General features: G+C 42.1%; 20 protein-coding genes. 14 read left to right on the top strand and 6 right to left on the bottom strand.

Annotation, left to right across the window (positions count from 1 at the left end; translation table 11 throughout):
* Positions 1-21: 21 nt before the first annotated feature.
* From QZ576_RS09025 to QZ576_RS08975, 11 genes are all read left to right on the top strand, one after another.
* Positions 22-1215: an argininosuccinate synthase domain-containing protein gene (locus QZ576_RS09025; RefSeq protein WP_297096265.1), complete on the top strand. Its 1194-nt coding sequence runs from the start codon at positions 22-24 to the stop codon at positions 1213-1215.
* A 1-nt stretch (position 1216) separates the two neighbouring features.
* Positions 1217-2185, top strand: coding sequence for an N-acetyl-gamma-glutamyl-phosphate reductase (gene argC, locus QZ576_RS09020; RefSeq protein WP_297096262.1), 969 nt, complete (start codon positions 1217-1219; stop codon positions 2183-2185).
* 72 nt (positions 2186-2257) lie between these two features.
* Positions 2258-3394 (top strand): aspartate aminotransferase family protein, encoded by a 1137-nt coding sequence (locus tag QZ576_RS09015; RefSeq protein WP_297096260.1) that lies wholly within the window; start codon positions 2258-2260, stop codon positions 3392-3394.
* Positions 3395-3431: 37 nt separating this feature from the next.
* Positions 3432-4229: a pyrroline-5-carboxylate reductase gene (gene proC, locus QZ576_RS09010; RefSeq protein WP_297096258.1), complete on the top strand. Its 798-nt coding sequence runs from the start codon at positions 3432-3434 to the stop codon at positions 4227-4229.
* A 5-nt stretch (positions 4230-4234) separates the two neighbouring features.
* Positions 4235-5344 carry a glutamate 5-kinase gene (gene proB / locus QZ576_RS09005; protein WP_297096256.1) on the top strand — a complete coding sequence of 370 codons (1110 nt, stop codon included), beginning with the start codon at positions 4235-4237 and terminating at the stop codon, positions 5342-5344.
* 152 nt (positions 5345-5496) lie between these two features.
* The gene (locus QZ576_RS09000; protein ID WP_297096254.1) at positions 5497-6747 is read left to right on the top strand and encodes a glutamate-5-semialdehyde dehydrogenase; all 1251 of its coding nucleotides are present in this window, start codon (positions 5497-5499) and stop codon (positions 6745-6747) included.
* Positions 6748-6828: 81 nt separating this feature from the next.
* Positions 6829-7776 (top strand): N-acetylornithine carbamoyltransferase, encoded by a 948-nt coding sequence (locus tag QZ576_RS08995; RefSeq protein WP_297096253.1) that lies wholly within the window; start codon positions 6829-6831, stop codon positions 7774-7776.
* 110 nt (positions 7777-7886) lie between these two features.
* The gene (gene hisA, locus QZ576_RS08990; protein WP_297096252.1) at positions 7887-8618 is read left to right on the top strand and encodes a 1-(5-phosphoribosyl)-5-[(5-phosphoribosylamino)methylideneamino]imidazole-4-carboxamide isomerase; all 732 of its coding nucleotides are present in this window, start codon (positions 7887-7889) and stop codon (positions 8616-8618) included.
* 104 nt (positions 8619-8722) lie between these two features.
* The gene (hisF, locus tag QZ576_RS08985) at positions 8723-9478 is read left to right on the top strand and encodes an imidazole glycerol phosphate synthase subunit HisF (RefSeq protein ID WP_297096251.1); all 756 of its coding nucleotides are present in this window, start codon (positions 8723-8725) and stop codon (positions 9476-9478) included.
* A 69-nt stretch (positions 9479-9547) separates the two neighbouring features.
* Positions 9548-10165 (top strand): bifunctional phosphoribosyl-AMP cyclohydrolase/phosphoribosyl-ATP diphosphatase HisIE, encoded by a 618-nt coding sequence (hisIE, locus tag QZ576_RS08980; protein ID WP_297096250.1) that lies wholly within the window; start codon positions 9548-9550, stop codon positions 10163-10165.
* A 228-nt stretch (positions 10166-10393) separates the two neighbouring features.
* Positions 10394-11074 carry a hypothetical protein gene (locus tag QZ576_RS08975; RefSeq protein ID WP_297096249.1) on the top strand — a complete coding sequence of 227 codons (681 nt, stop codon included), beginning with the start codon at positions 10394-10396 and terminating at the stop codon, positions 11072-11074.
* An 82-nt stretch (positions 11075-11156) separates the two neighbouring features.
* Here the strand turns inward: QZ576_RS08975 and QZ576_RS08970 are convergent, their stop codons facing one another.
* From QZ576_RS08970 to QZ576_RS08950, 5 genes are all read right to left on the bottom strand, one after another.
* On the bottom strand, positions 11157-11780 hold the full coding sequence (locus QZ576_RS08970) for a DUF4494 domain-containing protein (protein WP_297096247.1): 624 nt from the start codon (positions 11778-11780) through the stop codon (positions 11157-11159).
* Between the two features lie 299 nt (positions 11781-12079).
* Positions 12080-13312: an ammonium transporter gene (locus QZ576_RS08965; protein ID WP_297096244.1), complete on the bottom strand. Its 1233-nt coding sequence runs from the start codon at positions 13310-13312 to the stop codon at positions 12080-12082.
* Between the two features lie 24 nt (positions 13313-13336).
* Positions 13337-13693, bottom strand: a complete 357-nt coding sequence (locus tag QZ576_RS08960) for a P-II family nitrogen regulator (RefSeq protein WP_297096242.1) — start codon at positions 13691-13693, stop codon at positions 13337-13339.
* An 85-nt stretch (positions 13694-13778) separates the two neighbouring features.
* Positions 13779-14444 (bottom strand): hypothetical protein, encoded by a 666-nt coding sequence (locus QZ576_RS08955; protein ID WP_297096240.1) that lies wholly within the window; start codon positions 14442-14444, stop codon positions 13779-13781.
* Positions 14445-15042: 598 nt separating this feature from the next.
* The gene (locus QZ576_RS08950; protein WP_297096239.1) at positions 15043-16677 is read right to left on the bottom strand and encodes a glycosyltransferase family 39 protein; all 1635 of its coding nucleotides are present in this window, start codon (positions 16675-16677) and stop codon (positions 15043-15045) included.
* A gap of 72 nt (positions 16678-16749) precedes the next feature.
* Here QZ576_RS08950 and QZ576_RS08945 point away from each other — a divergent pair, with 72 nt between their 5' ends.
* A complete protein-coding gene (locus QZ576_RS08945; protein WP_297096237.1) occupies positions 16750-17436 on the top strand; it encodes a hypothetical protein in 687 nt (228 codons plus the stop codon).
* Between the two features lie 46 nt (positions 17437-17482).
* Here QZ576_RS08945 and QZ576_RS08940 read toward each other — a convergent pair whose 3' ends face one another.
* The gene (locus tag QZ576_RS08940; RefSeq protein ID WP_297096235.1) at positions 17483-18139 is read right to left on the bottom strand and encodes a hypothetical protein; all 657 of its coding nucleotides are present in this window, start codon (positions 18137-18139) and stop codon (positions 17483-17485) included.
* 301 nt (positions 18140-18440) lie between these two features.
* On the opposite strand from QZ576_RS08940, the gene argH reads away from it, so the two are divergent.
* On the top strand, positions 18441-19772 hold the full coding sequence (argH, locus tag QZ576_RS08935; RefSeq protein WP_297096233.1) for an argininosuccinate lyase: 1332 nt from the start codon (positions 18441-18443) through the stop codon (positions 19770-19772).
* 266 nt (positions 19773-20038) lie between these two features.
* Positions 20039-24631, top strand: a complete 4593-nt coding sequence (gene gltB, locus QZ576_RS08930) for a glutamate synthase large subunit (RefSeq protein ID WP_297096231.1) — start codon at positions 20039-20041, stop codon at positions 24629-24631.
* Positions 24632-24645: the final 14 nt, after the last annotated feature.

Genomic DNA, 24645 nt, shown 5'->3' with positions numbered 1-24645 from the left:
CTCTTTTAAAGATATTTAGACATGAGTAAAAAATTGGTACTGGCATTTAGTGGAGGTTTAGACACATCGTTTTGTGTGAAATACCTGAAAGAAGAAAAAGGTTATGATGTTTATACAGCAATTGCCAACACAGGCGGATTCTCCGATGAGGAGTTAAAAGCCATTGAGGAACGTGCGCTGGCGCTGGGCGCAGTTGAGCACATCACACTCGACGTAACCAACGAATATTACGAAAAATGTATTCGCTACATGGTTTTCGGAAATGTTTTGCGTAATAACACCTACCCTATTTCGGTAAGTTCCGAAAGAGCATTTCAGGCCATTGCCATTATCGAGTACGCCAAAGAAATTGGTGCCCAGTACATCGCTCACGGTAGTACCGGCGCAGGAAACGACCAAATTCGTTTCGACCTGACTTTCCAGGTATTAGCGCCAGAAATTGAGATCATTACGCCAACCCGCGACATGTTGCTTACTCGTCAGTACGAAATTGATTACTTGAAAAAATATGGTTTCGAAGCCGATTTCACAAAAATGGAATATTCCATTAACCAGGGCCTTTGGGGAACCAGCGTTGGTGGTAAAGAAACTTTGACCACTGACAAAAATCTTCCTGAAGAAGCTTATCCGAGTCAGTTGGAAGCCACCGAGCCAAAAACCATTGAGCTTGGTTTTGAAAAAGGCGAACTGGTTTCGCTTGATGGTGAATTCTACGAAAACGGCCCGGATGTAATTCGTGCTTTGGAAGCTGTTGCATCGAAATATGCCATTGGCCGCGATACACACGTCGGCGATACTATTATTGGAATTAAAGGCCGCGTTGGTTTTGAAGCTGCTGCTCCACTGATTACCATTAAAGCGCACCACCTGCTTGAAAAACATACGCTTACCAAATGGCAATCGTACTGGAAAGAGCAACTGGGAAACTGGTACGGCATGTTCCTTCATGAGGCCATGTACCAGGAGCCGGTAATGCGCAACATCGAAGATTTCCTCGAATCAACTCAAGAAAACGTAACCGGAAAAGTGATCGTAAAACTGAGACCTTACAACTTCGAGTTGGTAGGTATTGAATCGGAACACGATTTAATGAATTCAGGATTTGGCCAATACGGCGAAACCGTTGAAGCATGGACAGCCGATGATGTAAAAGGTTTTACCAAAATCTTATCGAACTCACTAAAAATCTACAATAAAGTAAACGGAAATTTATAGGATGATTAAAGTTGGAATTATAGGAGGAGCCGGATATACCGCCGGAGAGCTGTTGAGAATTTTACTGAATCATCCGCACGCTGAAATTGGTTTTGTACAAAGTACCAGTAACGCGGGCAACCTGATTTCGGATGTACATATTGATTTGCTGGGCGAAACCGAAATCAAATTCACCGACCAAATGCCTTTTGATGAGGTGGATGTTATTTTCCTTTGCATGGGGCATGGCAAGTCGATTGAATTTGTGGAGAAACACAGTTTCCCGAAATATTTAAAAATTATTGATTTAAGCCACGACTACAGACTTAAAAGAGACGGTAACGACTTTGTTTACGGCCTTCCGGAATTGAATCGCGAAGAAATTGAATCTTCGGAGCGAATCGCGAATCCGGGTTGTTTTGCAACCGGAATTCAGCTGGCACTTTTGCCACTTGCCGCTAACGATTTGTTGCAGGATGAAATCCACGTTCAAGCTATTACCGGATCGACAGGAGCCGGTCAAAAACCAACGGCAACGTCGCATTTTAGCTGGAGAAGTAGCAATGTTTCGGCATACAAAATTTTCCAACATCAGCACGAAGGAGAGATCATCCAAAGCCTTACGCAATTGCAACCGGGCTTTGAAAAAGATTTCAACTTTGTACCGATTCGCGGAAACCACACACGTGGAATATTTGTGGCTTGTTATACAAAATTTGACGGCTCGCTTGAAGAAGCCAACGAAATATACAAGGATTACTACGCCGATCACCCGTTTGTTTTTGTAACCGATAAAAACCCGGGAGTAAAACAGGTGGTAAACACCAACAAAGGCGTAATTTATTTGGAAAAACACGGCAACAAACTGGTAATAATCAGTTTAACCGACAATTTAATAAAAGGCGCATCCGGACAAGCGGTTCAGAATATGAACCTAATGTTTGGTCTGGATGAAAAAACCGGACTGAGCTTAAAACCGGTAGCGTTTTAACAAGGCAAAAGTAAAAAGTCAAAAAACAGGAACGGCTTCTGGCTTCGGTCTTCGGTCTTCCGACTTAAAAATATGGAACTATTTAACGTATATCCACTTTTCGACATCACTCCTGTAAAGGCAGAAGGCTGCTATGTTTGGGATGAGAACGGGAAGAAATTCCTCGATCTTTACGGCGGTCACGCGGTAATTTCGATCGGGCACAGCCACCCAACTTATGTTGAAAAGATAAGCAACCAGCTTCATCAGATCGGATTTTACTCCAACTCGGTACAAAATCCTTTACAAAAGGAACTGGCTGAAAAATTAGGCAAACAATCGGGTTGCGAAGATTATCAGTTATTTCTTTGTAACTCGGGCGCAGAAGCTAACGAGAACGCTCTGAAACTGGCCTCTTTTATAACCGGTAAAAAGAAAATCATCAGCTATAAAAAAGGTTTCCACGGACGAACTTCGGCCGCGGTTGCTATTACCGATAATCCGAAAATTATTGCTCCGGTTAACGAAACAGACAATGCGCTCATTTTGCCATTCAACGACATTGATGCAACGGAAGAAGCATTGAAGAAAGGTGATGTGGCTGCGGTAATTGTTGAAGGAATTCAGGGAATTGGTGGTATTTACGTACCGGACACCGAATTCCTGACCAAACTAAAGCAACTGACCGAAAAATATGTGGCCGTTCTTATTCTAGATGAAATACAATCGGGTTACGGACGCAGCGGAAAGTTCTTCGCCTACCAGCACACCGATATAAAACCCGACATTGTTACCATGGCAAAAGGAATGGGTAACGGATTCCCGATTGGCGGTGTTCTTATTCAACCGGAAATTGAGCCGTGGTTTGGCATGCTCGGAACTACTTTTGGCGGCAATCATCTGGCTTGTGCTGCTGCCATAGCAGTGCTTGATGTAATGAAGGATGAAAATCTGGTTGAGAATGCCGAAACAGTTGGAAATTACCTGATGGAGAAATTGGCGGAGCTGGATGCTGAATTTGAGATCAGAGGAGAAGGATTGATGATCGGATTGGAATTTAAACAACCAATTGCCGAAATTCGCAAAAAATTGCTTTTCGATTACGGTATTTTTACCGGCGTATCGGGGCAAAATATTATAAGGCTGCTGCCACCGTTAAGTCTGACAAAAGAACAGGCAGATACATTTTTAAAGGCGTTTGCAGAGGTACTCTCCTCTTTCGCTGAATAAATAAAGATTGATAGAAAACATCTACTAATTTAGACTAATGGAAAATAAAAAAATAGCAATAATCGGGGTTGGAAACATGGGAGGCGCCATTGCACTTGGCCTTTTAAAATCAGGCTCAGTTGAAGCAGGCAACATCTCCGTTTCTGACAGAAAAGAAGCGACGCTCAAAAAAATGAGCGACCTGGGAATTCATGCTTACGACAACAACATCGATGCAGCAAAAGATGCTGACGTGATCATTGTTGCTGTAAAACCCTATCATATCGAGGGAGTAATTAACACCCTGAAACCCATTTTGTCGCCGGAAAAGATTTTCATTTCCATTGTTGCCGGAGTTGGCATCGATGACCTGGGAGAAATGGTCGGAAGCGACATTCCTATTTTCCGCGTAATGCCTAACACTGCAATTGCTTTGCAGGAATCGCTGACTTGTATTTCGGCAAACGGCAACACTGAACCCTATCGCGAGTATGTAGTTGAACTGTTCGACAAACTGGGAAAAACCATCGAGATACCTGAAGAGTTGATGGCCGCAGCAACTGTACTTTCGTCGTGCGGAATTGCTTATGCACTACGTTACATTCGCGCAGCCATGCAAGGTGGTATTGAAATTGGATTTAGCGCCGAAATGGCTCAGCTGATCACCGCGCAAACGGTAAAAGGTGCAACCGAATTGTTGCTACAGTCGGAACATCACCCCGAAAGAGAGATCGATAAAGTAACCACTCCGATGGGTGTAACCATTACAGGATTGAACGAAATGGAACACAAAGGTTTTAGTTCTTCGCTGATTCAGGGAGTTCTGGCCTCGTACAAAAAAATAAAAGATAACTAAAAAAGGTGCTGACCCGCTATAAAAAAATAACAGTAAAAGTTGGCAGTAATGTACTGGCCAAAGCCGACGGAACGCTAAATGTGGCGCGCATCGCCCACCTGGTTGACCAAATTGCTCATCTGCAAAAAAATGGTGTTGAGGTAGTTTTGGTATCGTCGGGGGCAGTTGCTGCAGGCCGTGCTGTTATGAGTGAAACAAAAAAGTCGGATGCCGTATCGCAACGACAATTATGGGCTGCACTGGGTCAGGTAAAATTGATATCGCGCTATTCTGATTTTTTCCACGAAGAAGGTCTCACCTGTGCGCAGGTGCTTACCACCAAAGAAAATTTTTCGAGCCGTGGACATTACCTGAACATGAAAAACTGTATCACAACATTGCTTGAAAACAAAGTGATACCGATTGTAAACGAGAATGATACCATTTCGGTAACTGAGCTGATGTTTACCGACAACGACGAACTTTCAGGACTGATTGCGTCAATGGTTGATTCGGAAGCACTGATCATTCTCAGCAATATAGATGGCGTTTACACCGCTCATCCCGATAGCGAGGGAGCCGAATTGATCGAGCGCATTCAGGTAAACGACAAAGGTCCGCAGGATGCCATCTCCTCAGAACGATCGGATTTTGGTCGTGGTGGAATGCTCACCAAATTTAGGATTGCCAAAAAAGTAGCCGGCGATGGAATCGGTGTTCACGTTGCAAACGGAACCCGCACCAATGTTCTTGTCGATTTATTGGACAAATCGAAAAACCTAAAACACACTTTTTTCGTACCTAACGAGAAACCGTCAAGTGGTGTGAAAAAATGGATCGGCTATTCCGATGGTTTTGCAAAAGGGCAGGTACAGATTAACGAAGGTGCAACAAAAGCACTGCTTTCCGACAAGGCCGTTAGCTTGCTTCCGGTGGGAATTGTGAAAGTTGAAAGCGAATTCAAAAAAGGAGATTTAATAAAAATAACAGGCGCAAACGGAGAGTTTGTCGGAATGGGAAAAGCCTCGTACGGCTCTGAAAAAATTGAAAAGGAGAAGCAATCCGACAAGCAAAAACCGGTAATACATTACGATTATTTGTATTTAGAATATAAAACGAACGAAACATTAATTTAGAAATATAAAAATAGCTCAGAGTAACCTTTAACTAAGTTTGTCCATCACGACAAACTACCCTTACTCCCTTTTTTTTGATGCCTTAATTTGAACTTATTCTGAGCTCCCTCTCCCTCCCCCGGGAGAGGGTTTTTCTTTGAAAGACCGACGACATGAAAATAGAACAGCAGCTAAAAAAAACGCTTCAAGCTTCGCGAAAGTTAAACCTGGTGAACGACGATCAGGTTAAACAATTATTGCTGGAGCTGGCCAATGAAGCCCGGGCAAAGGCAGAATTTATTCTTACAGAAAACCGGAAGGATCTGGATCGCATGGATCCGCAAGACCCTAAATTCGACCGCCTGAAATTATCGGAAGAACGGATTGAAGGAATTGCCTCCGACATGGAAAATGTTGCGCGTCTTGAAAGTCCGGTTGGTAAAACATTAAAGGAAACCACCAGAGATAATGGTTTAAAAATCACAAAAGTGTCAGTTCCGTTTGGTGTTATCGGGATAATTTATGAAGCCCGCCCCAATGTTACTTTCGATGTTTTTGCCTTGTGTTTAAAGTCAGGAAACGCTTGTGTTTTAAAAGGCGGCAGCGATGCCATTTACTCCAACCAGGCCATTGTTTCAATTATTCGCGATGTGCTTAAAAAATTCAATTTTGACGAAAATACAGTAACGCTACTTCCTGCCGGTCGCGAAGAAACCAACGAAATGTTGCGTGCTCACGGATACATCGATCTGATTATTCCACGCGGAAGTCAGGGACTGATAAATTTTGTTCGTGAGAACGCCACCATCCCGGTAATTGAAACCGGTGCCGGAATATGCCACACTTATTTCGATGAATTTGGCGATGCAGAAAAAGGCCGCGAAATTATTTTCAACGCAAAAACACGCCGGGTATCGGTTTGTAATGCATTGGATTGTTTGGTAATTCATGAAAGCCGTTTGGATGAACTGAACAATTTCGCTAAAAAACTCTCGGAAGAAAAAGTGGTGATTTATGCCGACGAAAAAGCATACAAACAAATAGAATCAGTTTATCCAAAAGAACTGTTATTTGAGGCCACTGAAGAATCATTCGGAACAGAATTTTTATCGATGAAAATGTCGATAAAAACAGTTGGTTCTTTCAGCGAGGCTTTGGATCATATTAATACACACACATCAAAACACAGCGAGGCGATTATTTCTGAAAACCAGGAACGAATTGAAACATTCCGAAAAATGGTAGACGCTTCTTCAGTGTATTCAAATACGTCAACCGCTTATACCGACGGAGCACAATTTGGACTGGGAGCCGAAATTGGCATCAGCACACAAAAACTGCACGCTCGCGGACCGATGGCACTGGAAGAATTGACCAGCTACAAATGGATAATTGAAGGAAACGGACAAGTAAGACCAAGGTAAAAAGCAAAAGTAAAAAGGAAAAAATATAAACTATGGAAGCTGAAACTTCGGTCTTCGTGCTTCCTGCTTCAAACTTATAACATGAAAAAATTCACATCAGTAAAAGATATTCCCAGCATTGAAAAAGCGCTGGCAACTGCATTCGAAGTAAAAAATAACAAATTTGGATTTCAGCACCTGGGGAAAAACAAAACTATGGTTTTGGTATTTTTCAACTCAAGTCTGCGTACGCGTTTGAGCACCCAAAAAGCGGCCCAGAATATGGGCATGAATACGATGGTAATGAACGTGAATGAAGACAGCTGGCAACTGGAATCGGAAATGGGTGTAGTTATGGACGGTAAAAATGCCGAACACTTGCGCGAAGCGATCCCGGTAATGGGAAAATACTGCGATATTATTGGCGTGCGTGCTTTTGCGAAATTCGAAAAACGCGAAGACGACTACGCTGAAAAAATATTGAGCCAGTTTGTTGAATATGCCGGCGTTCCGGTGGTAAGTATGGAAGCCGCAACCCGTCACCCGCTGCAAAGTTTTGCCGACCTGGTAACCATTGAGGAACACAAAAAAGTTGAAAAACCAAAGGTAGTTCTTACCTGGGCACCACATCCGCGTGCTTTGCCTCAGGCTGTTGCCAACTCGTTTGTGGAGTGGATGCGCGAAACGGATTACGAGCTGGTGGTTACTCACCCAAAAGGCTACGAACTCGCACCTGAATTTATGGGCGACGTAAAAGTGGAATACGACCAGAAAAAAGCTTTTGAAGGTGCCGATTTTATTTATGCAAAAAACTGGGCTTCATATACCGATTACGGACAGATTCTTTCGAAAGATATGAGCTGGACGGTGGATGAAGCCAAAATGGCGTTAACAAACGATGCCAAATTTATGCACTGTCTTCCGGTACGACGCAACATGGTAGTTATGGATGGTGTTATTGATAGCCCGAATTCAATTGTTGTTGACGAAGCCTACAACCGCGAAATTACTGCACAGGCTGTGTTGAAGATGATTCTTGAAAACTCATAGCACCACGTCATGCTGAACTTGATTCAGCATCTGCTGAAATAAAAGATTCCGAAACAAGTTCGGAATGACGTCGTTAAAATTAACTTTGCGCCTGCTGACAATTTAAAAACATGACCAAAAAAATAGAAATAATTCCTGCCATCGACTTGATTGACGCCAAATGCGTGCGACTTTCGCAGGGCGACTACAACCAAAAAACGGTGTACAATGAGAACCCGCTGGAGGTTGCAAAAATGTTTGAGGATGCAGGAATCACACGTTTGCACCTTGTTGATCTGGACGGGGCAAAAGCCAAGCACATTGTAAATTATAAAGTGCTTGAAACCATCGCCGGAAAAACCAATCTGGTAATCGATTTTGGTGGCGGACTAAAATCGGATAAAGATCTGGAAATTGCTTTTAACTCAGGCGCAGCAATGGTTACCGGCGGAAGTATTGCGGTAAAAGAGAAAGATACTTTTTTGAGCTGGCTGGAGAAATTTGGTAGCGAAAAGATCATTCTGGGTGCCGATGCAAAAGACGGCAATATTGCAGTAAGTGGCTGGCTGGAAACCACTGAACTGGCAGTGATCGATTTTATTTCAGAATTCCACAAACAGGGAATCAGCAAAGTAATTTCAACGGATATTAGCCGCGACGGAATGTTGAGCGGCCCTTCGTTTGAACTATACGCCGACATTATGAAGACACTACCCGAAGTGGAAATTATTGCCAGTGGCGGAATTGCCACCATGGACGACATATTAAAATTAGATGAAATGGGCGTTCCGGGCGTGATTACCGGAAAAGCCATTTATGAAAATCGCATAACTTTGAAAGAAATTGAGAAGTTTATTGCGTAACAACTTTACTGTCATTTCGATCCGTCGGCTGACGCAGAGAAATCTCCTGATTTGAAACAGATTTCTCCTCGCCTACTCGTCGAAATGACAAAACAGATAAGAAAATGCTTGCAAAACGAATAATACCATGCCTCGATATCCGTAACGGACAAACCGTTAAGGGAATCAATTTTGTCGACATTAAAGAAGTGGGCGATCCGGTGGAATTGGGTGCGAAATATGCTGCCGATGGTGCCGACGAACTTTGCTTTCTAGATATCACTGCAACCCACGAAGGCCGCAAAACTTTTGTTGAACTGGTAAAACGGATTGCAGCACATATCAACATTCCGTTTACGGTTGGAGGCGGAATCAGCGAATTAAGCGATGCAGAAAAGCTTTTGGCTGCCGGCGCAGATAAAATCTCAATCAACTCATCAGCCGTTCGTAATCCAAAACTTATCGACGATCTGGCATTAAATTTTGGGAGCCAGTTTGTTGTTGTTGCCATTGATGCACGCGGCGATGAGAACGAACACTGGACAGTTACTGTAAACGGTGGTCGTATTCCAACTGACAAAGAATTGTTTTCGTGGGCAAAAGAAGCGGAAGATCGTGGTGCCGGAGAAATACTTTTTACATCGATGAACCACGACGGAACAAAAAATGGTTTTGCCAATAAAGAGCTTTCGAAAATGGCGGATATGCTAAAGATTCCGATCATTGCATCGGGCGGCGCAGGTACCGAAGAGCATTTTGTTGATGTGTTTACCGAGGGAAAAGCCGATGCCGGACTGGCAGCCAGTATATTCCATTACAACGAAATTCCAATTCCGGTTCTTAAGAAATACTTAAAAGAAAAAGGCATTGTGGTACGATAGCCAATCAAAATAGTAACTTCGCAACGTTTTAAAACTAAGGAAGCCGATCTTCCGACTTAACAGACAGATATGAGACAGCTAACAGATATTTCAAAAATCGATTTCAATAAAATGGACGGACTGATTCCTGCCATCATTCAGGATGCCGAAACGCAAAATGTACTGATGTTGGGTTTTATGAACGAAGATGCCCTTGCAAAAACGCAGGAGATTGGCAAAGTGACATTTTTTAGTCGCACCAAAAACCGCTTGTGGACCAAAGGAGAGGAATCGGGAAATTTTCTGGATGTTGTTTCAATGGCCATTGATTGCGACGACGACACATTACTTATTAAAGTAAATCCTGTTGGACCGGTTTGCCACAAAGGCGACGACACCTGTTTTGAAGAATCAAACGCAGGCAATGATATTCAATTCCTGAGCTACCTGCAGGATTTTATCGACAAGCGTAAAGCTGAAATGCCGGAAGGTTCGTACACCACTTCCCTATTTCAAAAAGGAACACGAAAAATTACGCAAAAAGTTGGTGAAGAAGCAGTTGAAACAATTATTGGCGCAATGGCCAACGACGATGAAAACTTCATTTACGAAGCCGGAGATTTGCTTTATCACTTAATTGTGCTGCTTACACACAAAGGCTACCGCATTGAAGATATTGTTCGCGAGCTAAAAAAGAGACACAAGTAAAAGCCTAAATTTCAACAAATTACAACATTTCAACATTGTTAAATTCCCTCTCTCAAAATCACAGAATAAGTACATTCTGTTGATTTTCAATATATTCTATAACATGGTTATGAAACATAGTTCCATAACATAGTTGTAAAACATTGTATATAACCACTTTACAATTAGGCATTTTTCAGCGGTACTCCGTAGCTTTGTTATATCTTCTAACTACAAAAAACCGCTAGTATGGAAACATTAACCATTTGTCCTACCAGTACTGCCACCATTTTAGCCTGTCAAAAAATCGCAAAAACCTTTAAAGAAAACATCTACGAGTTATCGGTTCTTCGAAAAGAATGGGATCCGGAATTCGCAACTTCATTAATGGTGTGGATCGACGACACCATTGATAAACATTACACCGAAAACCTGGATGTTTTGGAGGATGATCGTTATCGTGAATGGCACGAAATTATGGTTGAAGGACTTCAGCACCTTAAAGTTTTAAGAGCTTCGTTAAAAGTCGACTTTAAAAAAGACAAAGCCTTTTTAAAGGAATTTTTCCGGGCCACCGGTTACTCGGATTATTTCAGCGATGCCAAAAACGGCGACCACATTAGCCTTTTTAAATTTCTGAAAACATTTGCCGCCAATTTAAACGAAGGTGTAAGGCAAAAAATCAGTGAAAAAGGAACTCCCGATGCCTTGTTCGACAAGATTCTAGTTTGTGCCAATCGGATTAGTCAATTTGAAGATTTTTTTATTGCATTGGAGGGAGATACCGAATTGGATAATTACGGTAAAAAAGAAGTAGCCGAGATTTACGAAACTATACAAGACATTTGCCGGATTGCTATTGCATATTATCAGTTCGATCCGAAAATGCGTTGTCAATTCAATTACTACAAAGTAATGGTGAACCTATAGAGATTTTTCGTCAACTACTTAATAATTAACTTAAATGCAGTCTGCCTGTAGATTTCCCACAGGCGGACTGCTATTTTTTTGTCTATTCTTCCGGTTTTTCTTCGGCTGAATCTTCAGTTTCTTCCGGAGCTTCAGTAACTTCAGTTTCCTCTTCTGCAGAAGCTGCTTCCTGCTCTTCTTCAGCGTAAGGATTTATACCATCGGTAAAAATCGGATTCTTTTTCTCCTCGGCCTCTGCTACCGGAACATAACCATCAGGAATTTGTGATTCCTCCGGATTATAAGGGAAAACATCTACAATCGGACTAACCGCCAACGAAGTAACAACAAATGGAATAACCAGGTACTCCAAACTTTCATCCAAACGAGTCAATGCTTCTTTTATATCATCGGCCATTATCAGGTAATTTGTTTTAATCTTTTTCTCCTTACCTGCTTCCTCGTCAATTGTAACCAAATTAATGGCTGCTTTAAACCACCATTCACCATTTTCGAATGGAAAAACTTCCGCAATTCGCGACTTTTTAATGTCTACAATCTGAAACTCCCCACCTCTAACTATTTGCTGCATCTGACGGATAATCCGTGTTTCAGCATCGGTGTACGATACCGCATCCAGCAAGAAGTTTTCTGTTACCATAGATTCGCTTCCGCTCTCGGAAACTTTCATATATTTTACTTTACTTTCGAACCAAGTCTGCATCATAATTTCTACATTTTTTAGAGTTGACAAAAATACATAAGCCTCAAATACTTTCATTGAAAAGCCAGCATTTTTATCAACAAAAAACCGACTACAAAATTGCAGTCGGTCTCCGATTCTTTTAATCTAACTAAACTAACTAATAACTACCCTTGACCTTAATTTAACGTAAAACGAAATGTATTATATGCAGTTAAATATTTTAGTTTTCATTTTTTAAGCTAAGTAGTTGAAAAGAAAAATGGCCCCGCCCAACGACGGGGCCACAAACAGACAGCTACAGACTTAAAAGCTGAAGAAGATTAGTTGTAGGCACTCTCACCATGTTCGTAAACATCGAGGCCCTCTTCTTCAATGCGCTTAGAAACGCGCAGTATATTTGCTTTCTTCAAGATGAAGAATAATACCAAACCTAAACCGAATGCCCAAGCGAAGAATGACAATACACCAATTGCTTGAATACCCAGTAATTTTGCTCCACCACCGTAGAATAAACCTTCAGAAGTAGAGAATAAACCTACTGCCAGTGTACCAAAAGCACCTCCAACACCGTGCACTGAGATAGCACCTACAGGGTCGTCAACTTTTAATACTTTATCGAAGAATTCTACTGCGAATGGCAGAATGAAACCGGCCATAATACCGATGAATAATGCTCCCATTGGGTTAACAGCATCACAACCAGCTGTAATGGCAACCAAACCGGCCAATGCACCGTTCAATGAAATTGAAAGTGATGGACGTTTGTAACGAACCCATGCAACCAACATTGCAGTAACAGCACCAGCTGCAGCAGCCAGGTTAGTAGTAACTGCGATATGACCAATTGCAACAGCGTTATCAGTACCGGCAGCTGCTAATTGAGATCCAGGGTTAAATCCGAACCATCCGAACCACAGGATAAATACACCAAGTGCTCCCATTGCCAGGTTGTGTCCAGGAATCGCTTTCGCTTCTCCGTCTTTTCCATATTTTCCAATACGAGGTCCAATAATAGACGCACCAGCTAAACCAACCCATGCACCAACAGAGTGTACAATAGATGAACCGGCGAAATCGTGGAATCCTAGTTGGCTCAACCAACCACCACCCCATGTCCAGTGACCTGAAATTGGGTAAATAATTACAGTAATTACAATACTGAAAATCAAATATGCTTTAAACTCAGTTCTTTCAGCCATAGCTCCCGAAACAATAGTTGCAGCAGTTGCAGCAAATACAGTTTGGAAAAACAAGTCGGCATAATCAGAGTAATTGTCGCCAAAACCGTCGCTCATAAAGAACAGGTCTGGAGTTCCGATGAATCCTCCGATTGAGTCTCCGTACATGATGGTAAATCCAATCACCCAATATAGTATTGAACCAATTGAGAAGTCCATCAGGTTTTTCATTAAAATGTTCGCGGTGTTTTTCGATCGTGTAAAACCTGCCTCCACCAAGGCAAATCCAGGTTGCATGAACATTACCAGAAATGCAGCAACCAATAACCACATATTATCTATACCTATTTGTAGGCCTTGCAAAGTTTCTTCCATGATAATTTAATCTTTTTTCAGTTACTACTCTTCTTTACCTTTAATAAATAGTGACTCATCGCCATGCTCTCCGGTTCTTATTCGGTATGATTCTTCGATAGGAAGAACGAATACTTTACCGTCGCCGATCTCACCTGTTCTGGCTGATCCTAAAATGGCTTGAACTGTTTTATCTATGTTTTTATCGCGAACGATAATGGATAATTTTATTCTTTCGATTGTACTGGTATCGTAAACAATACCACGGTAAGAACGACCTTCGCGAGCCTGGCCTACTCCTCTTACATCCCAGAAAGAGAAGAACTCAATGCCTGCTTCATACAGCGCGTCTTTTACCTCATCAAATTTTGATTTGCGTATTACTGCTTCAATTTTTTTCATCTTATTTAATATTGTTTGATTTTTAAAGTATAAGATGTAACGAGCCCGAGTTGCGGACTCGTTTCATATCAAAATATCTTCTCTGTTACAGTGAAATACCAACTGCAATGTGGAATCCTCCGGTTGATGGATTCAGCATAACTGCTCCTGAAACCGGTAGAGTAAAGCTTTCGGTAATCTGAACTTCTTTTGAGGTTCCAACCATGATGTTACAGATGTTGAAATCGCCATCGTCAGTGTACTGGCCGTCGCCACCACCCAATGTAATGTCAACCGGACCTGCTGAAACTGCTGCTTCAAGATACAAGTCGCTGGTAGTGTTGATCTCGTCATCACCAAGTCCTTCCATGTAAGCTGCTGTGAAAGTAAAAGCACCAACACCTAAGCTAACCATTGGTTCGAAGTAGTGTGATTCTCCTTCTGTCCAATCTGATCCAGGGAAGTAGTAATCGGTTAAAGTGAAGCTTAATGAAGCATTTTCACCTAAATCGAAACCATACCCCATGTAAAGGTCGGCCTCAGCTGCTTCTTCCGAGCCTGTGCTGTATGATCCCCATGCACCAATGGCAAATCCGCCTGCACTAAACTCAACTGCGGGCTGAAAAGCTGCCCCTGTTCCAAACTTGGCACCACGCCATAAATAACTACTGTAAATGTCTAAACCTGTGCTCCATTCCTGAGCTTTAACATTCGAAATTGATACAACAAAAAGTAGTAAAAAACTTGCTGTAATCAGTAGTGTCTTTTTCATAATCGTAAATTTTAAAAGTTAAACTGCTATTTTTAATCTTAAATCTAGTCTGCCCTATAAAAAACGAGGTGATTTCTGTATAAACTACTTTTTCCTTCCCTAACCCCCTGTTTTTTCTTTCTTGATTCAAATAAATATACTTTTTTCCAATCGCACCCCTATTTATAACCGACATGTTAATTCGCTTAACAAATTATTAATATTTGATGCTATATTTTACCTTTTTGATAGTCAACAGTGCTTTTTATTGCCGTTTTTACATCAAAATGCTGTATTCGGCCCACAAAACACTAAAAATACATGAGACTTATTGTTGTTCGAACAACCAGAATTAACAAAGCGGCGAAAAGTAGCACCCAACGGAAAATGCAGACAATCACCACTTTTCGTGTGGCAGACCCCAAATTTTTACATACAGGCACACAAAAAGCTACATTTCGAAATCATTTTTTCCACAAAAACGATTTCCGAACACTTTAACCAATAAAAATGATGGTCGGGAATGAATCAAGACGATTTTTTAGATAAGTGCGAACAAAAATTAAAAACCGATCGTTCAGTTTAACTTTCTACACAGGGGGCAAATATTAAAATACGACTATTTCAACTCAACAAGATACATGGTGAGAAAACGGCTGGCCCTGGTTTTTGGATTCAAGAACCGCCCCGACTGAGCTGTTAATTGTTTATGCTCGGTAAATTTCTTTACCACATTCATATCCAATCCCATTTCGAGCATATCGTTATAACCTTCTTCCGAGGTGTATATCCACGCCCCCGGTTTAGGCAAAAATGCTTCCAGGTCTTCTTTTTCTATCAGGTAGGTTCCCGGAGATTTTGAATACAATAATAAATTCCAAAGTCGCGCACTCGATGTATATATACTTAATGTCGCTCCATCCGGGGCTTTTTCATTAAATATTTCAGCCGCTTGTTGCGAAGTATGGAATTTCATCATATTCGGCAGCATATTTACATTAACGGTAAACAGCATTATTGTAATGGTGAATGTTAACATTACGATCTGCCTTGGCAAATCATTCTTTTTAACCACCATCAAAACTATTCCGGCAAACAGAAGTCCGTAAATGGCCCAAAACCAAATGCGCTTTTCGGGGAACACCACAATTGGAAGCACCAAAAGCGCGATAGGACCAACCACAGCAATTACCTTATTTATTGTAGCAATTACATTTCGTGTTTTCGATTTATTCTCGGGAGAGAACAAACGCACAGTCCATTTTGCACTTATTATATACATAAACGGAACCGCCGAAAGCATGTAATGCGGATTTTGCTGTTTGGCTACCGACAGGATTCCCAAGTAAACTATAACCGCAAAAATATTTACGACCTCAAAATCCTGGGTTTTATTTTTTCGTAACCCGATCAGGCTGCCTATTTCTTTAATAAAACCATATACCATAAATATGGTCCACGGCAACAATACATATAATGATGTATGCAGGTAGAACGAATAATCGGTACTGCTACCATGATACGAACCGGTTACACGGCCAACGTTATTGGTCCAGAAATAGAATTTTATTCCCTCCAAACCAAACTGGTTCAACAATCCGGCCATCGCAGGCAAGATCATAATCCCTACAATTACCAAAGCAATTAGCCAACGGTAATTAAATATCTCTTTCCACTGTTTATGTACGAGCATGGTTCCGCCAATTGCCGCAGCGGGAATTACAACTCCCACCGGCCCTTTTGCCAGCATCGACAAACCAACACCAACCGCGCCCAGCAGAAAGTTCTGCCACTTATGCGTTTTTAAATACGCCGAAAACTGCCACACCGAGAACACCACAAAGTTGGCCAGCAAAGTATCAGTATGTATATCGTTGTTAAAATGTTGGAAACCTAAAGACATTACCCAAAAGAAGGCAGCCAGCAAACCAGTATCTTTTCCGTAAAAAAGTTTTCCCAGTCGGAATGTCGAATACACTCCAAGACTCGAAAATAAAAGCACCGCCAGTTTGTAAGCCGGTATCGACAAACCAAACAGTTTAAAAGTAACCGCCGCAATCCAAAACAACATTGGTGGTTTCTGATCGTAGGCATCGCCGCCAATTGTCAGGTTTATCCAGTCGTGGTTCATCAGCATCTCGCGACCAACTTCTGCATATTTTGCAGCATTAACAACCAACGGAACCGGCAAAGCCGAAACAATTATTAAAACCAGGGGAATAATAACTGCAATGTAAAAACGACGATCATTCATTAGTGATGAATTTAAGCAGGCGCGAAAGCAAAAAATACTAATTTTACGCCCACATTTTTAATTTGAATACAAATGAAGAAAAATATTTCGTGGATTACAATTCTCGACATTGTAGTTTATGCCGTGATTATTGGTTTTGTAGCTTATGGAAAATACCAAAGCACCGTTAGCCCGGAAGCTTTTGCCCGCGTTATTCGCGAAGATGGCTGGGTAGAATACCTGACTGCGCTATTTTTACTTTTAGGATCGATACTTTTTGCCATTAAAGCAGTACATGCCAAAAAAGAGAAAAACGGGAAAAGAATATTTTTCAATGCGCTTGCCTCTTTTGTTTTCTTCTTCGGACTTGGAGAAGAAATCTCGTGGGGACAACGTATTTTCTCGGTACAATCGGGCGAGTATTTTATGCAAAATAACTACCAGGGCGAAACCAACCTGCACAACCTCGAAATTGGCGGAGTTGATTTAAACATACTCATCTTTTCGAAACTCATGTTTGTAGCGCTAATCAGTTACTTTGTTATCCTGCCGCTACTCACCTGGAAAGTAAAAGCTATTCGAAAACTGGTTATCGATTATGGCGTTCCGATTCCACGCCTTCATCACGTAATTGTATTACTTGCAGTTAATGCTTTTATTCCGCTGGCCATACACATGATTAAAGAGAGTGAATTGCACGAATTGGCATTAACCGGAATCCTTTTTCTTATTCTCATGAATCCGGCTAAAAAGATTAAAGACGTTAGCCTATCAAGCTAATGTAGCTTTTTGCAGGAGGTTTTAAAAATCAAAAAGAATAGTTGTTTTACGGAAGAAGCTCCTCTTTCCGGTTGTAAGGATTGAGAAATACCAACAATAAAACGGTAACAAAAATAGCTTCCCAAAGCTCCCAAATACGTCTTTCGGGAATAAGCAAAACGATACCAGTACACACCAATATTAATAGAGAGTATCTGATTTTAGGAACAGGAATTCCCCACAGATCAATTGTACGCGTGAAAAAAGGCCACTTTTTATACAACAAAAGTGTTAGAACAAAATAAGTTCCGAACACCACTACCAGCCCGGTTGAGAAAATAAGTTTATTCAGATTTACACCCCCTACTTCCAAATTGTGCAGGTTGGTTTCGCCCTGAATATTATGCTGGGCAAAGAAATCGCCGGTTTGCACAGAAAAGAGCCGCTGGCCCCACGAAATCTCCTCGCCAAAACCAAAAAACGTACCTACAATAATTACCAGGCTTAAAGCAACCCAAAGTTTATTGCGGTCTTTGTACTGTTTAAATAAGCGAACTGCAAACAGCACCGAAATCAACAGCAAAACCAAAGCTGTCAGGTTTTCAAGCGGGCCGTCTTCGGCTACCATTGTATGGCAAAAATCGTAGTTAAAATAAAAACTTGCTGCCGAGTATAAAGCCACAGCAATAATCAGGTACGATATAATCGATAATACTTTCTTCATCGTTCAAAATTTTCGGGCGACACCTCCAATAATAGTGCCATCAGTGGCGCCAATAACAGAGTGCAAATCTAATAATATTCAACAAGAAATGTCTCTCACAAATTAGCTTATCTAACCCTAAAATAATCCGCCCCATACAATATCACTACTTTGCATGTTATTAATCGGGTTTAGCCCCAACAAATTGGAAGAAGCTTTCATTTGAAATTTTATCTTTGCAGTTATTAATAATAGTGGCGCCAAGGTTGCATTTCGGTTTTCTTTCCGTCGTCTGCCTGCCGTCTTCTAACTGTCTTTAAAAATGAAACTCTGGGATAAAGGTACACCTGTTAACAAAGCAATTGAAGAATTTACTGTTGGTAAAGACCGCGAGTTGGATCTGTTTTTGGCCACGCACGACATTTTGGGTTCGATGGCACACGTAACCATGCTCGAATCGGTTGGGTTAATCGAAAAGGATGAACTTCCAACGCTTTTGGCTGAGCTGAAGAATCTTTATGCTGTAGCAGAAAAAGGTGAATTCATCATTGAAGAAGGTGTTGAAGATGTACACTCTCAGGTTGAATTTATGCTTACCGAAAAACTGGGCGACCTTGGCAAAAAAATCCACAGCGGACGTTCGCGCAACGACCAGGTACTACTCGACCTGAAACTGTTTTCACGCGATGCCATTAAAGAAATTGCAGAAACAACTTCGGGCCTTATCGATATACTACTTAAACGAGCTGAAGAAACCAAAGACATTTTAATGCCGGGTTACACCCACTTGCAGGTGGCCATGCCATCGTCGTTTGGGCTTTGGTTTAGCGCTTATGCCGAAAGTTTATCCGACGATTTGGAACTGCTTTTGTCGGCTTTTAATATTACCAACCAGAATCCGCTGGGATCGGCAGCCGGTTATGGTTCGTCATTTCCGTTAAATCGCCAAATGACAACCGATTTACTCGGATTTAAAAACATGAACTACAACGTAGTTTATGCGCAAATGGGACGCGGAAAAGTGGAGAAAATTGTTTCGTTTGCCATTGCGAACATTGCAGGAACACTTTCGAAACTGGCCTACGATGTTTGTTTGTTTATGAGCCAAAATTTCAATTTCGTGAGCCTGCCGACAGAGTTTACTACAGGCTCGAGCATTATGCCGCACAAAAAAAATCCCGATGTTTTTGAGCTCACCCGTGCACGTTGCAACAAACTGCAAGGTGTACCGTCGCAAATCAGCTTAATCATCAACAATTTGCCAAGTGGTTACTTCCGCGATTTGCAAATGGTAAAAGAGGTTTTCCTGCCATCGTTTAAAGAAATGAACGACTGCCTTAATATTGTTAGTCTGGCCATCGATAAAATGTCGGTAAACACCGAAATCCTTAACGACAGCAAATATGATTACCTCTTTAGCGTTGAAGAAGTAAACAAATTGGTACTTCAGGGAATTCCATTCCGCGAAGCCTACAAACAGGTTGGCGCTCAAATTGAAGACGGAAACTTTACGCCCGAAAAATCCGTAAACCATAGCCACGAAGGGAGTATCGGAAATTTATGTCTGGATAGTATTTCAAATAAGAAGGAGGAAATCATTAAAAAATTCCTATTTAACAAAATAGAAGAAGCGAAAAAAAACTTGCTTCAATAAGATTTCAGGTTATTTGAAACCTAACAAATGTCAGAATCATATAAAATACTGATAAAGGATTTAAGTTTTTTATGATTTTTCTCAAGGTTAATTGTATGTTATTAAACACAATTTACACCTATTAAGATTGCGAATACACACCTCTTTGTTTATTTTTGATTTCACTTCGTAAGTAAAAACGGGATTTTCACTTACAGATTTGCAGTAATTCGGTATTGACAGCGCCAATTGCTGCGCTAGTGCGAATTTTAAAGAGAAAGGAAAAAATGATGCAGACAAAAGAACCTGTAGCAAAGGGATTGTACCGCCCTGAATTTGAACATGGGAGTTGTGGTATCGGGTTTGTAGCAAACCTAAAAGGCAGAAAGAAACACAGTGTGATTTCTGATGCTTTGTCGATGCTGGCTCGTATGGAACATCGCGGGGGTACCGGGTTTGATATTAAAAGCGGTGACGGTGCAGGGATATTACTACAAATTCCACATGAACTTTTTATGGAAGAGTGTCCGAAACAGGACATTAAATTACCTCAGTTTGGCGAATATGGCGTGGCCATGATTTTCTTCCCAAAAGAGGACCGAAAACGTTCAGAGTGTAAAGATATTATCGGACGAAATCTGAAGAAATTCGGATTGCCTTATTTGGGCTATCGTAAAGTTCCGGTTGACAATTCAGATCTGGGACGCGATTCACTGGCGTCAGAACCATATGTACAACAATTGTTCATTGGTAAACCTGATGGTATGTCGGGTGAAGAGTTCGAACGCAAACTTTTTGTTTTCAGAAAATACACTGAAAAACTGGTTCGCGAATCGATTAGCGGAATCGGATACAATGGAATGAACATCATTTCTTGTTCGTACAAAACCATTATTTATAAAGGTCAGCTTACAACCGAGCAGGTTTCTTTATATTTTAAAGATCTGACCAATCCACTGGCGGTAAGTGCACTTTCGCTTGTTCACTCGCGTTTTTCAACCAACACTTTCCCATCGTGGAAACTGTCGCAGCCTTTCCGTTATATTGCACACAACGGCGAAATCAATACCAACAAGGGTAACATTAACTGGATGCGTGCCCGCGAAGTTCTTTTGGAGTGCTCGGCATTTACAAAAGAAGAGCTGGAAATGATCTTCCCGATTTGCGATATCCGCGATTCGGATAGTGCCAACCTCGATATGGCCATTGAAATGCTTGTGTTAAGCGGACGTTCGTTGCCACACGTAATGATGATGCTTATTCCTGAAGCATGGCAAAATAATCCGGATATGGATCCGAAAAAGAAAGAGTTCTACGAATTCTATTCTGCAATGATGGAACCATGGGATGGACCGGCATCGGTATGTTTTACTGACGGTGTTCTCGTTGGTGCAACGCTTGACCGTAACGGATTGCGTCCGTCGCGTTATTGCCTAACCGACGATGATACGTTAATAATGTCGTCAGAAACCGGAGCAATTGACGTACCGCACGATCAGGTAAAAATCCGTGGTCGTTTGCAACCGGGAAAAATGTTTGTTGCCGATTTGGAACAAGGCCGCATTATTTCTGACGAAGAAGTTAAATCTGAAATTTGCTCAAGCCAACCTTATGGCGAGTGGGTAAAAGAAAATATGACTTATCTGGACGAGCTTCCTTTTATTCCCGACCTGGAATTAAAAGAGCCGGATAAGAAAACCGTTTTTAAACGACAAAAAGCTTTCGGATTCACTCACGAAGATATTGAGGTGATTCTGAAACCGATGGCGATGAATGGTGGCGAAGCGCTTGGCTCGATGGGAGCCGACAACCCGCTGGCCGTGCTTTCTGATCGTCCGGTGCATTTGTCGCACTACTTTAAACAATTATTTGCCCAGGTAACCAATCCGCCAATCGACCCAATCAGGGAGCGTATTGTAATGGACCTGAGAACCTATTTGGGCGGTTTCAAAAATATTCTGACAGAATCGCCTGAGCATTGTCGCAGAATTGCGGTTCACCAGCCTGTTTTAACCAACGAACAGTTGATTAAACTGGCGTATGTGGATCACACGCATTTCCAGACCAAAAAGATCAGTATTGTTTTCCACGCCGATGGAAAAGAAGGTACGCTGGAAACCAAATTGGAGCGTTTGTGTCAATACGTTGAAGATGCGATTGATGAAGCTTATTCAATCATCTTGCTTTCTGACTTTGCGGTTAGCACCGACCATGCGCCGATTCCTTCGTTACTGGCAGCTTCGGCTGTTCACCACCACTTGATCCGCGTTGGAAAGCGTGGTAAAGCCGACATTATTATGGAAGCCGGTGATGTACGCGAAGTGCATCATTTTGCAACCTTGTTAGGTTACGGTGTTTCTGCCGTAAACCCATACATGGCCATCGATACCATTAAAGATTTGGTGAACGAAGGCGCATTGGGCGATATTACCAAAGAGCAGGCTATCCAAAACTATGTGAAAGCGATTGGTGGCGGACTGTTGAAAGTATTCTCAAAAATGGGTATTTCAACTTTGGCATCGTACCAGGGAGCACAGATTTTCGAAGCTGTCGGAATTAAGCAGGAAGTAATTGACAAGTACTTTACCGGAACCGTTAGCCGTGTTGAAGGACTGAGCCTTGACGATATTGCCAAAGAAGCGATGATGCGTCACCGCAAAGGATTCCCAACCCGCCAGGGAGGAGCAAAAGTGCTGGAGCCGGGTGGAGAATACCACTGGCGTAAAGATGGCGAACGTCACCTGCTGAGTCCTGAAGCGATTCAACTGATTCAGGAAGCAACAAGAAAGAACGATTACGAGAAATACAAAAAATACTGTAGTGTAGTTGACGACCAGGCAAAAGCCGCATTCACTTTACGTGGACTGATGGACTTTACTTCTGACCGCCAGTCGATTCCACTCGACGAAGTTGAACCGGCAGAAAGCATTCTTACCCGTTTTGCTACGGGAGCAATGTCGTTTGGTTCTATCTCGTGGGAAGCACACACTACGCTGGCCATTGCCATGAACCGCATTGGTTCTAAATCAAACTCAGGCGAAGGTGGTGAAGACCCGATTCGTTACACCAAGTTGCCAAATGGCGACGACATGTGTTCGGCTACCAAGCAGATCGCATCCGGACGTTTCGGAGTAAACAGCTACTACCTGAGCAAAGCCAAAGAGCTTCAGATTAAAATGGCGCAGGGAGCAAAACCGGGTGAAGGTGGTCACCTTCCGGGTCATAAAGTAAATGGATGGATCGGACGCACACGTAACTCAACTCCCGGAGTAGGATTGATTTCTCCTCCACCGCACCACGATATTTATTCTATTGAGGATTTGGCACAGTTGATCTTCGACCTGAAAAACAGTAACCGCGATGCACGTATCAACGTGAAACTGGTTTCTGAATCAGGAGTAGGAACTGTTGCAACCGGAGTTTGTAAAGCAAAAGCAGATGCTGTACTTATCTCGGGATACGACGGCGGAACTGGAGCATCGCCGGTTAGTTCGATTAAACATGCCGGATTACCTTGGGAGCTTGGATTGTCGGAGACTCACCAAACGCTGGTTCGCAACCGCTTGCGTAACCGTATTGTGGTTCAGTCTGACGGTCAGATGAAAACATCGCGCGACTTGGCTATTGCAACACTGCTTGGTGCTGAAGAGTGGGGAGTTGCAACAATGGCTCTGGTTGTTGAAGGCTGTATTATGATGCGTAAATGCCACAGCAACACTTGTCCGGTTGGTGTAGCGACTCAAAACGAAAGATTACGCGGATTATTTAAAGGTAATCCTGATCACGTTGTTAACTTCTTCGAATTCCTTGTTGAAGGTCTTCGCGAGATTATGGCAGAGCTGGGCTTCCGTACTATTAACGAAATGGTGGGTCAGTCGCAATGCCTGAAATTTAAAGACGACATTGATCACTGGAAATATAAAGGTCTCGACCTGAGCCCGATTCTTTACAAAGAAGAAATGGGACAGGAAGAAGGTCTTTACTGCAGCAAAAAACAAGATCACCAGTTGGAAGAAATCCTTGACTGGAAACTTGTTGAAGCCGCACAAAAAGCCATAAAAGACGGTGAAAAAGTAGCAGCAGAATTCGAGATAAAAAATATCAACCGAAGTGTTGGTACCGTTCTGTCGCACGAAGTAACCAAAGTATATAAAGGAGAAGGATTACCCGACGGAACCATCCATTTCAAAATGACAGGTTCAGCTGGACAATCGTTCGGTGCATTTGTTTGCAAAGGTATTGAGATGGAGGTTGAAGGTGATGCGAACGACTATTTCGGAAAAGGATTATCCGGCGGTCATTTAGCCATCTACCCGGCCAAAAACGTACAGTTCATTCCTGAACAGAACATCATTGTAGGTAACGTTTGTTTCTACGGAGCAACAGGCGGCGAGGCTTATATCCGCGGTATTGCCGGCGAACGTTTCTGTGTTCGTAACTCGGGAGCACAAGTTGTTGTTGAAGGTATTGGCGACCACGGCTGCGAATACATGACGGGAGGAAAAGCTGTTATTCTTGGAAAAACCGGAAGAAACTTTGGTGCCGGTATGTCGGGTGGTATTGCTTATGTGCTCGATATCGACGGGACTTTCCCGGCTCTTTGCAACAAGGGAATGATTCAGCTGGAAAGAGTTACGGATAATGAGGAGCAGGAGGAACTGAAAGCAATGATTCAGAAACACAAAGACAAAACTGAATCAACGGTTGCTGAGTATGTTCTTTCGGACTGGGAAGAGACAGTTGGCAAGTTTGTTAAGGTAATTCCTACCGATTACAAACGCATGCTGACCTACATTGAAGAGGCCCGCAAAACGGGTAAATACGAAAAAGAGTCGGATGTTATTGATGCTGCATTTGATATGCATTTGGCCAATTTGTAATTTTTATAGACGCT

It is taken from the genome of uncultured Draconibacterium sp. (assembly GCF_913060805.1).
In the GTDB taxonomy this organism is placed as follows: domain Bacteria; phylum Bacteroidota; class Bacteroidia; order Bacteroidales; family Prolixibacteraceae; genus Draconibacterium.
Note: the sequence above shows the minus strand (reverse complement) of the source record. Positions and strands in the feature narration are given on the sequence as shown.

Coding starts and splice junctions, on each gene's coding strand:
- QZ576_RS09000 (WP_297096254.1), top strand. CDS start 5,497: ATGAAAATAGAACAGCAGCTAAAAAAAACGCTTCAAGCTTCGCGAAAG.
- QZ576_RS08950 (WP_297096239.1), bottom strand. CDS start 16,677: ATGAATGATCGTCGTTTTTACATTGCAGTTATTATTCCCCTGGTTTTA.
- QZ576_RS08940 (WP_297096235.1), bottom strand. CDS start 18,139: ATGAAGAAAGTATTATCGATTATATCGTACCTGATTATTGCTGTGGCT.
- QZ576_RS08970 (WP_297096247.1), bottom strand. CDS start 11,780: ATGATGCAGACTTGGTTCGAAAGTAAAGTAAAATATATGAAAGTTTCC.
- QZ576_RS08960 (WP_297096242.1), bottom strand. CDS start 13,693: ATGAAAAAAATTGAAGCAGTAATACGCAAATCAAAATTTGATGAGGTA.
- QZ576_RS08955 (WP_297096240.1), bottom strand. CDS start 14,444: ATGAAAAAGACACTACTGATTACAGCAAGTTTTTTACTACTTTTTGTT.
- QZ576_RS08975 (WP_297096249.1), top strand. CDS start 10,394: ATGGAAACATTAACCATTTGTCCTACCAGTACTGCCACCATTTTAGCC.
- gltB (WP_297096231.1), top strand. CDS start 20,039: ATGATGCAGACAAAAGAACCTGTAGCAAAGGGATTGTACCGCCCTGAA.
- QZ576_RS08995 (WP_297096253.1), top strand. CDS start 6,829: ATGAAAAAATTCACATCAGTAAAAGATATTCCCAGCATTGAAAAAGCG.
- QZ576_RS09025 (WP_297096265.1), top strand. CDS start 22: ATGAGTAAAAAATTGGTACTGGCATTTAGTGGAGGTTTAGACACATCG.
- hisIE (WP_297096250.1), top strand. CDS start 9,548: ATGAGACAGCTAACAGATATTTCAAAAATCGATTTCAATAAAATGGAC.
- argH (WP_297096233.1), top strand. CDS start 18,441: ATGAAACTCTGGGATAAAGGTACACCTGTTAACAAAGCAATTGAAGAA.
- hisA (WP_297096252.1), top strand. CDS start 7,887: ATGACCAAAAAAATAGAAATAATTCCTGCCATCGACTTGATTGACGCC.
- hisF (WP_297096251.1), top strand. CDS start 8,723: ATGCTTGCAAAACGAATAATACCATGCCTCGATATCCGTAACGGACAA.
- QZ576_RS08945 (WP_297096237.1), top strand. CDS start 16,750: ATGAAGAAAAATATTTCGTGGATTACAATTCTCGACATTGTAGTTTAT.
- argC (WP_297096262.1), top strand. CDS start 1,217: ATGATTAAAGTTGGAATTATAGGAGGAGCCGGATATACCGCCGGAGAG.
- QZ576_RS09015 (WP_297096260.1), top strand. CDS start 2,258: ATGGAACTATTTAACGTATATCCACTTTTCGACATCACTCCTGTAAAG.
- QZ576_RS08965 (WP_297096244.1), bottom strand. CDS start 13,312: ATGGAAGAAACTTTGCAAGGCCTACAAATAGGTATAGATAATATGTGG.
- proC (WP_297096258.1), top strand. CDS start 3,432: ATGGAAAATAAAAAAATAGCAATAATCGGGGTTGGAAACATGGGAGGC.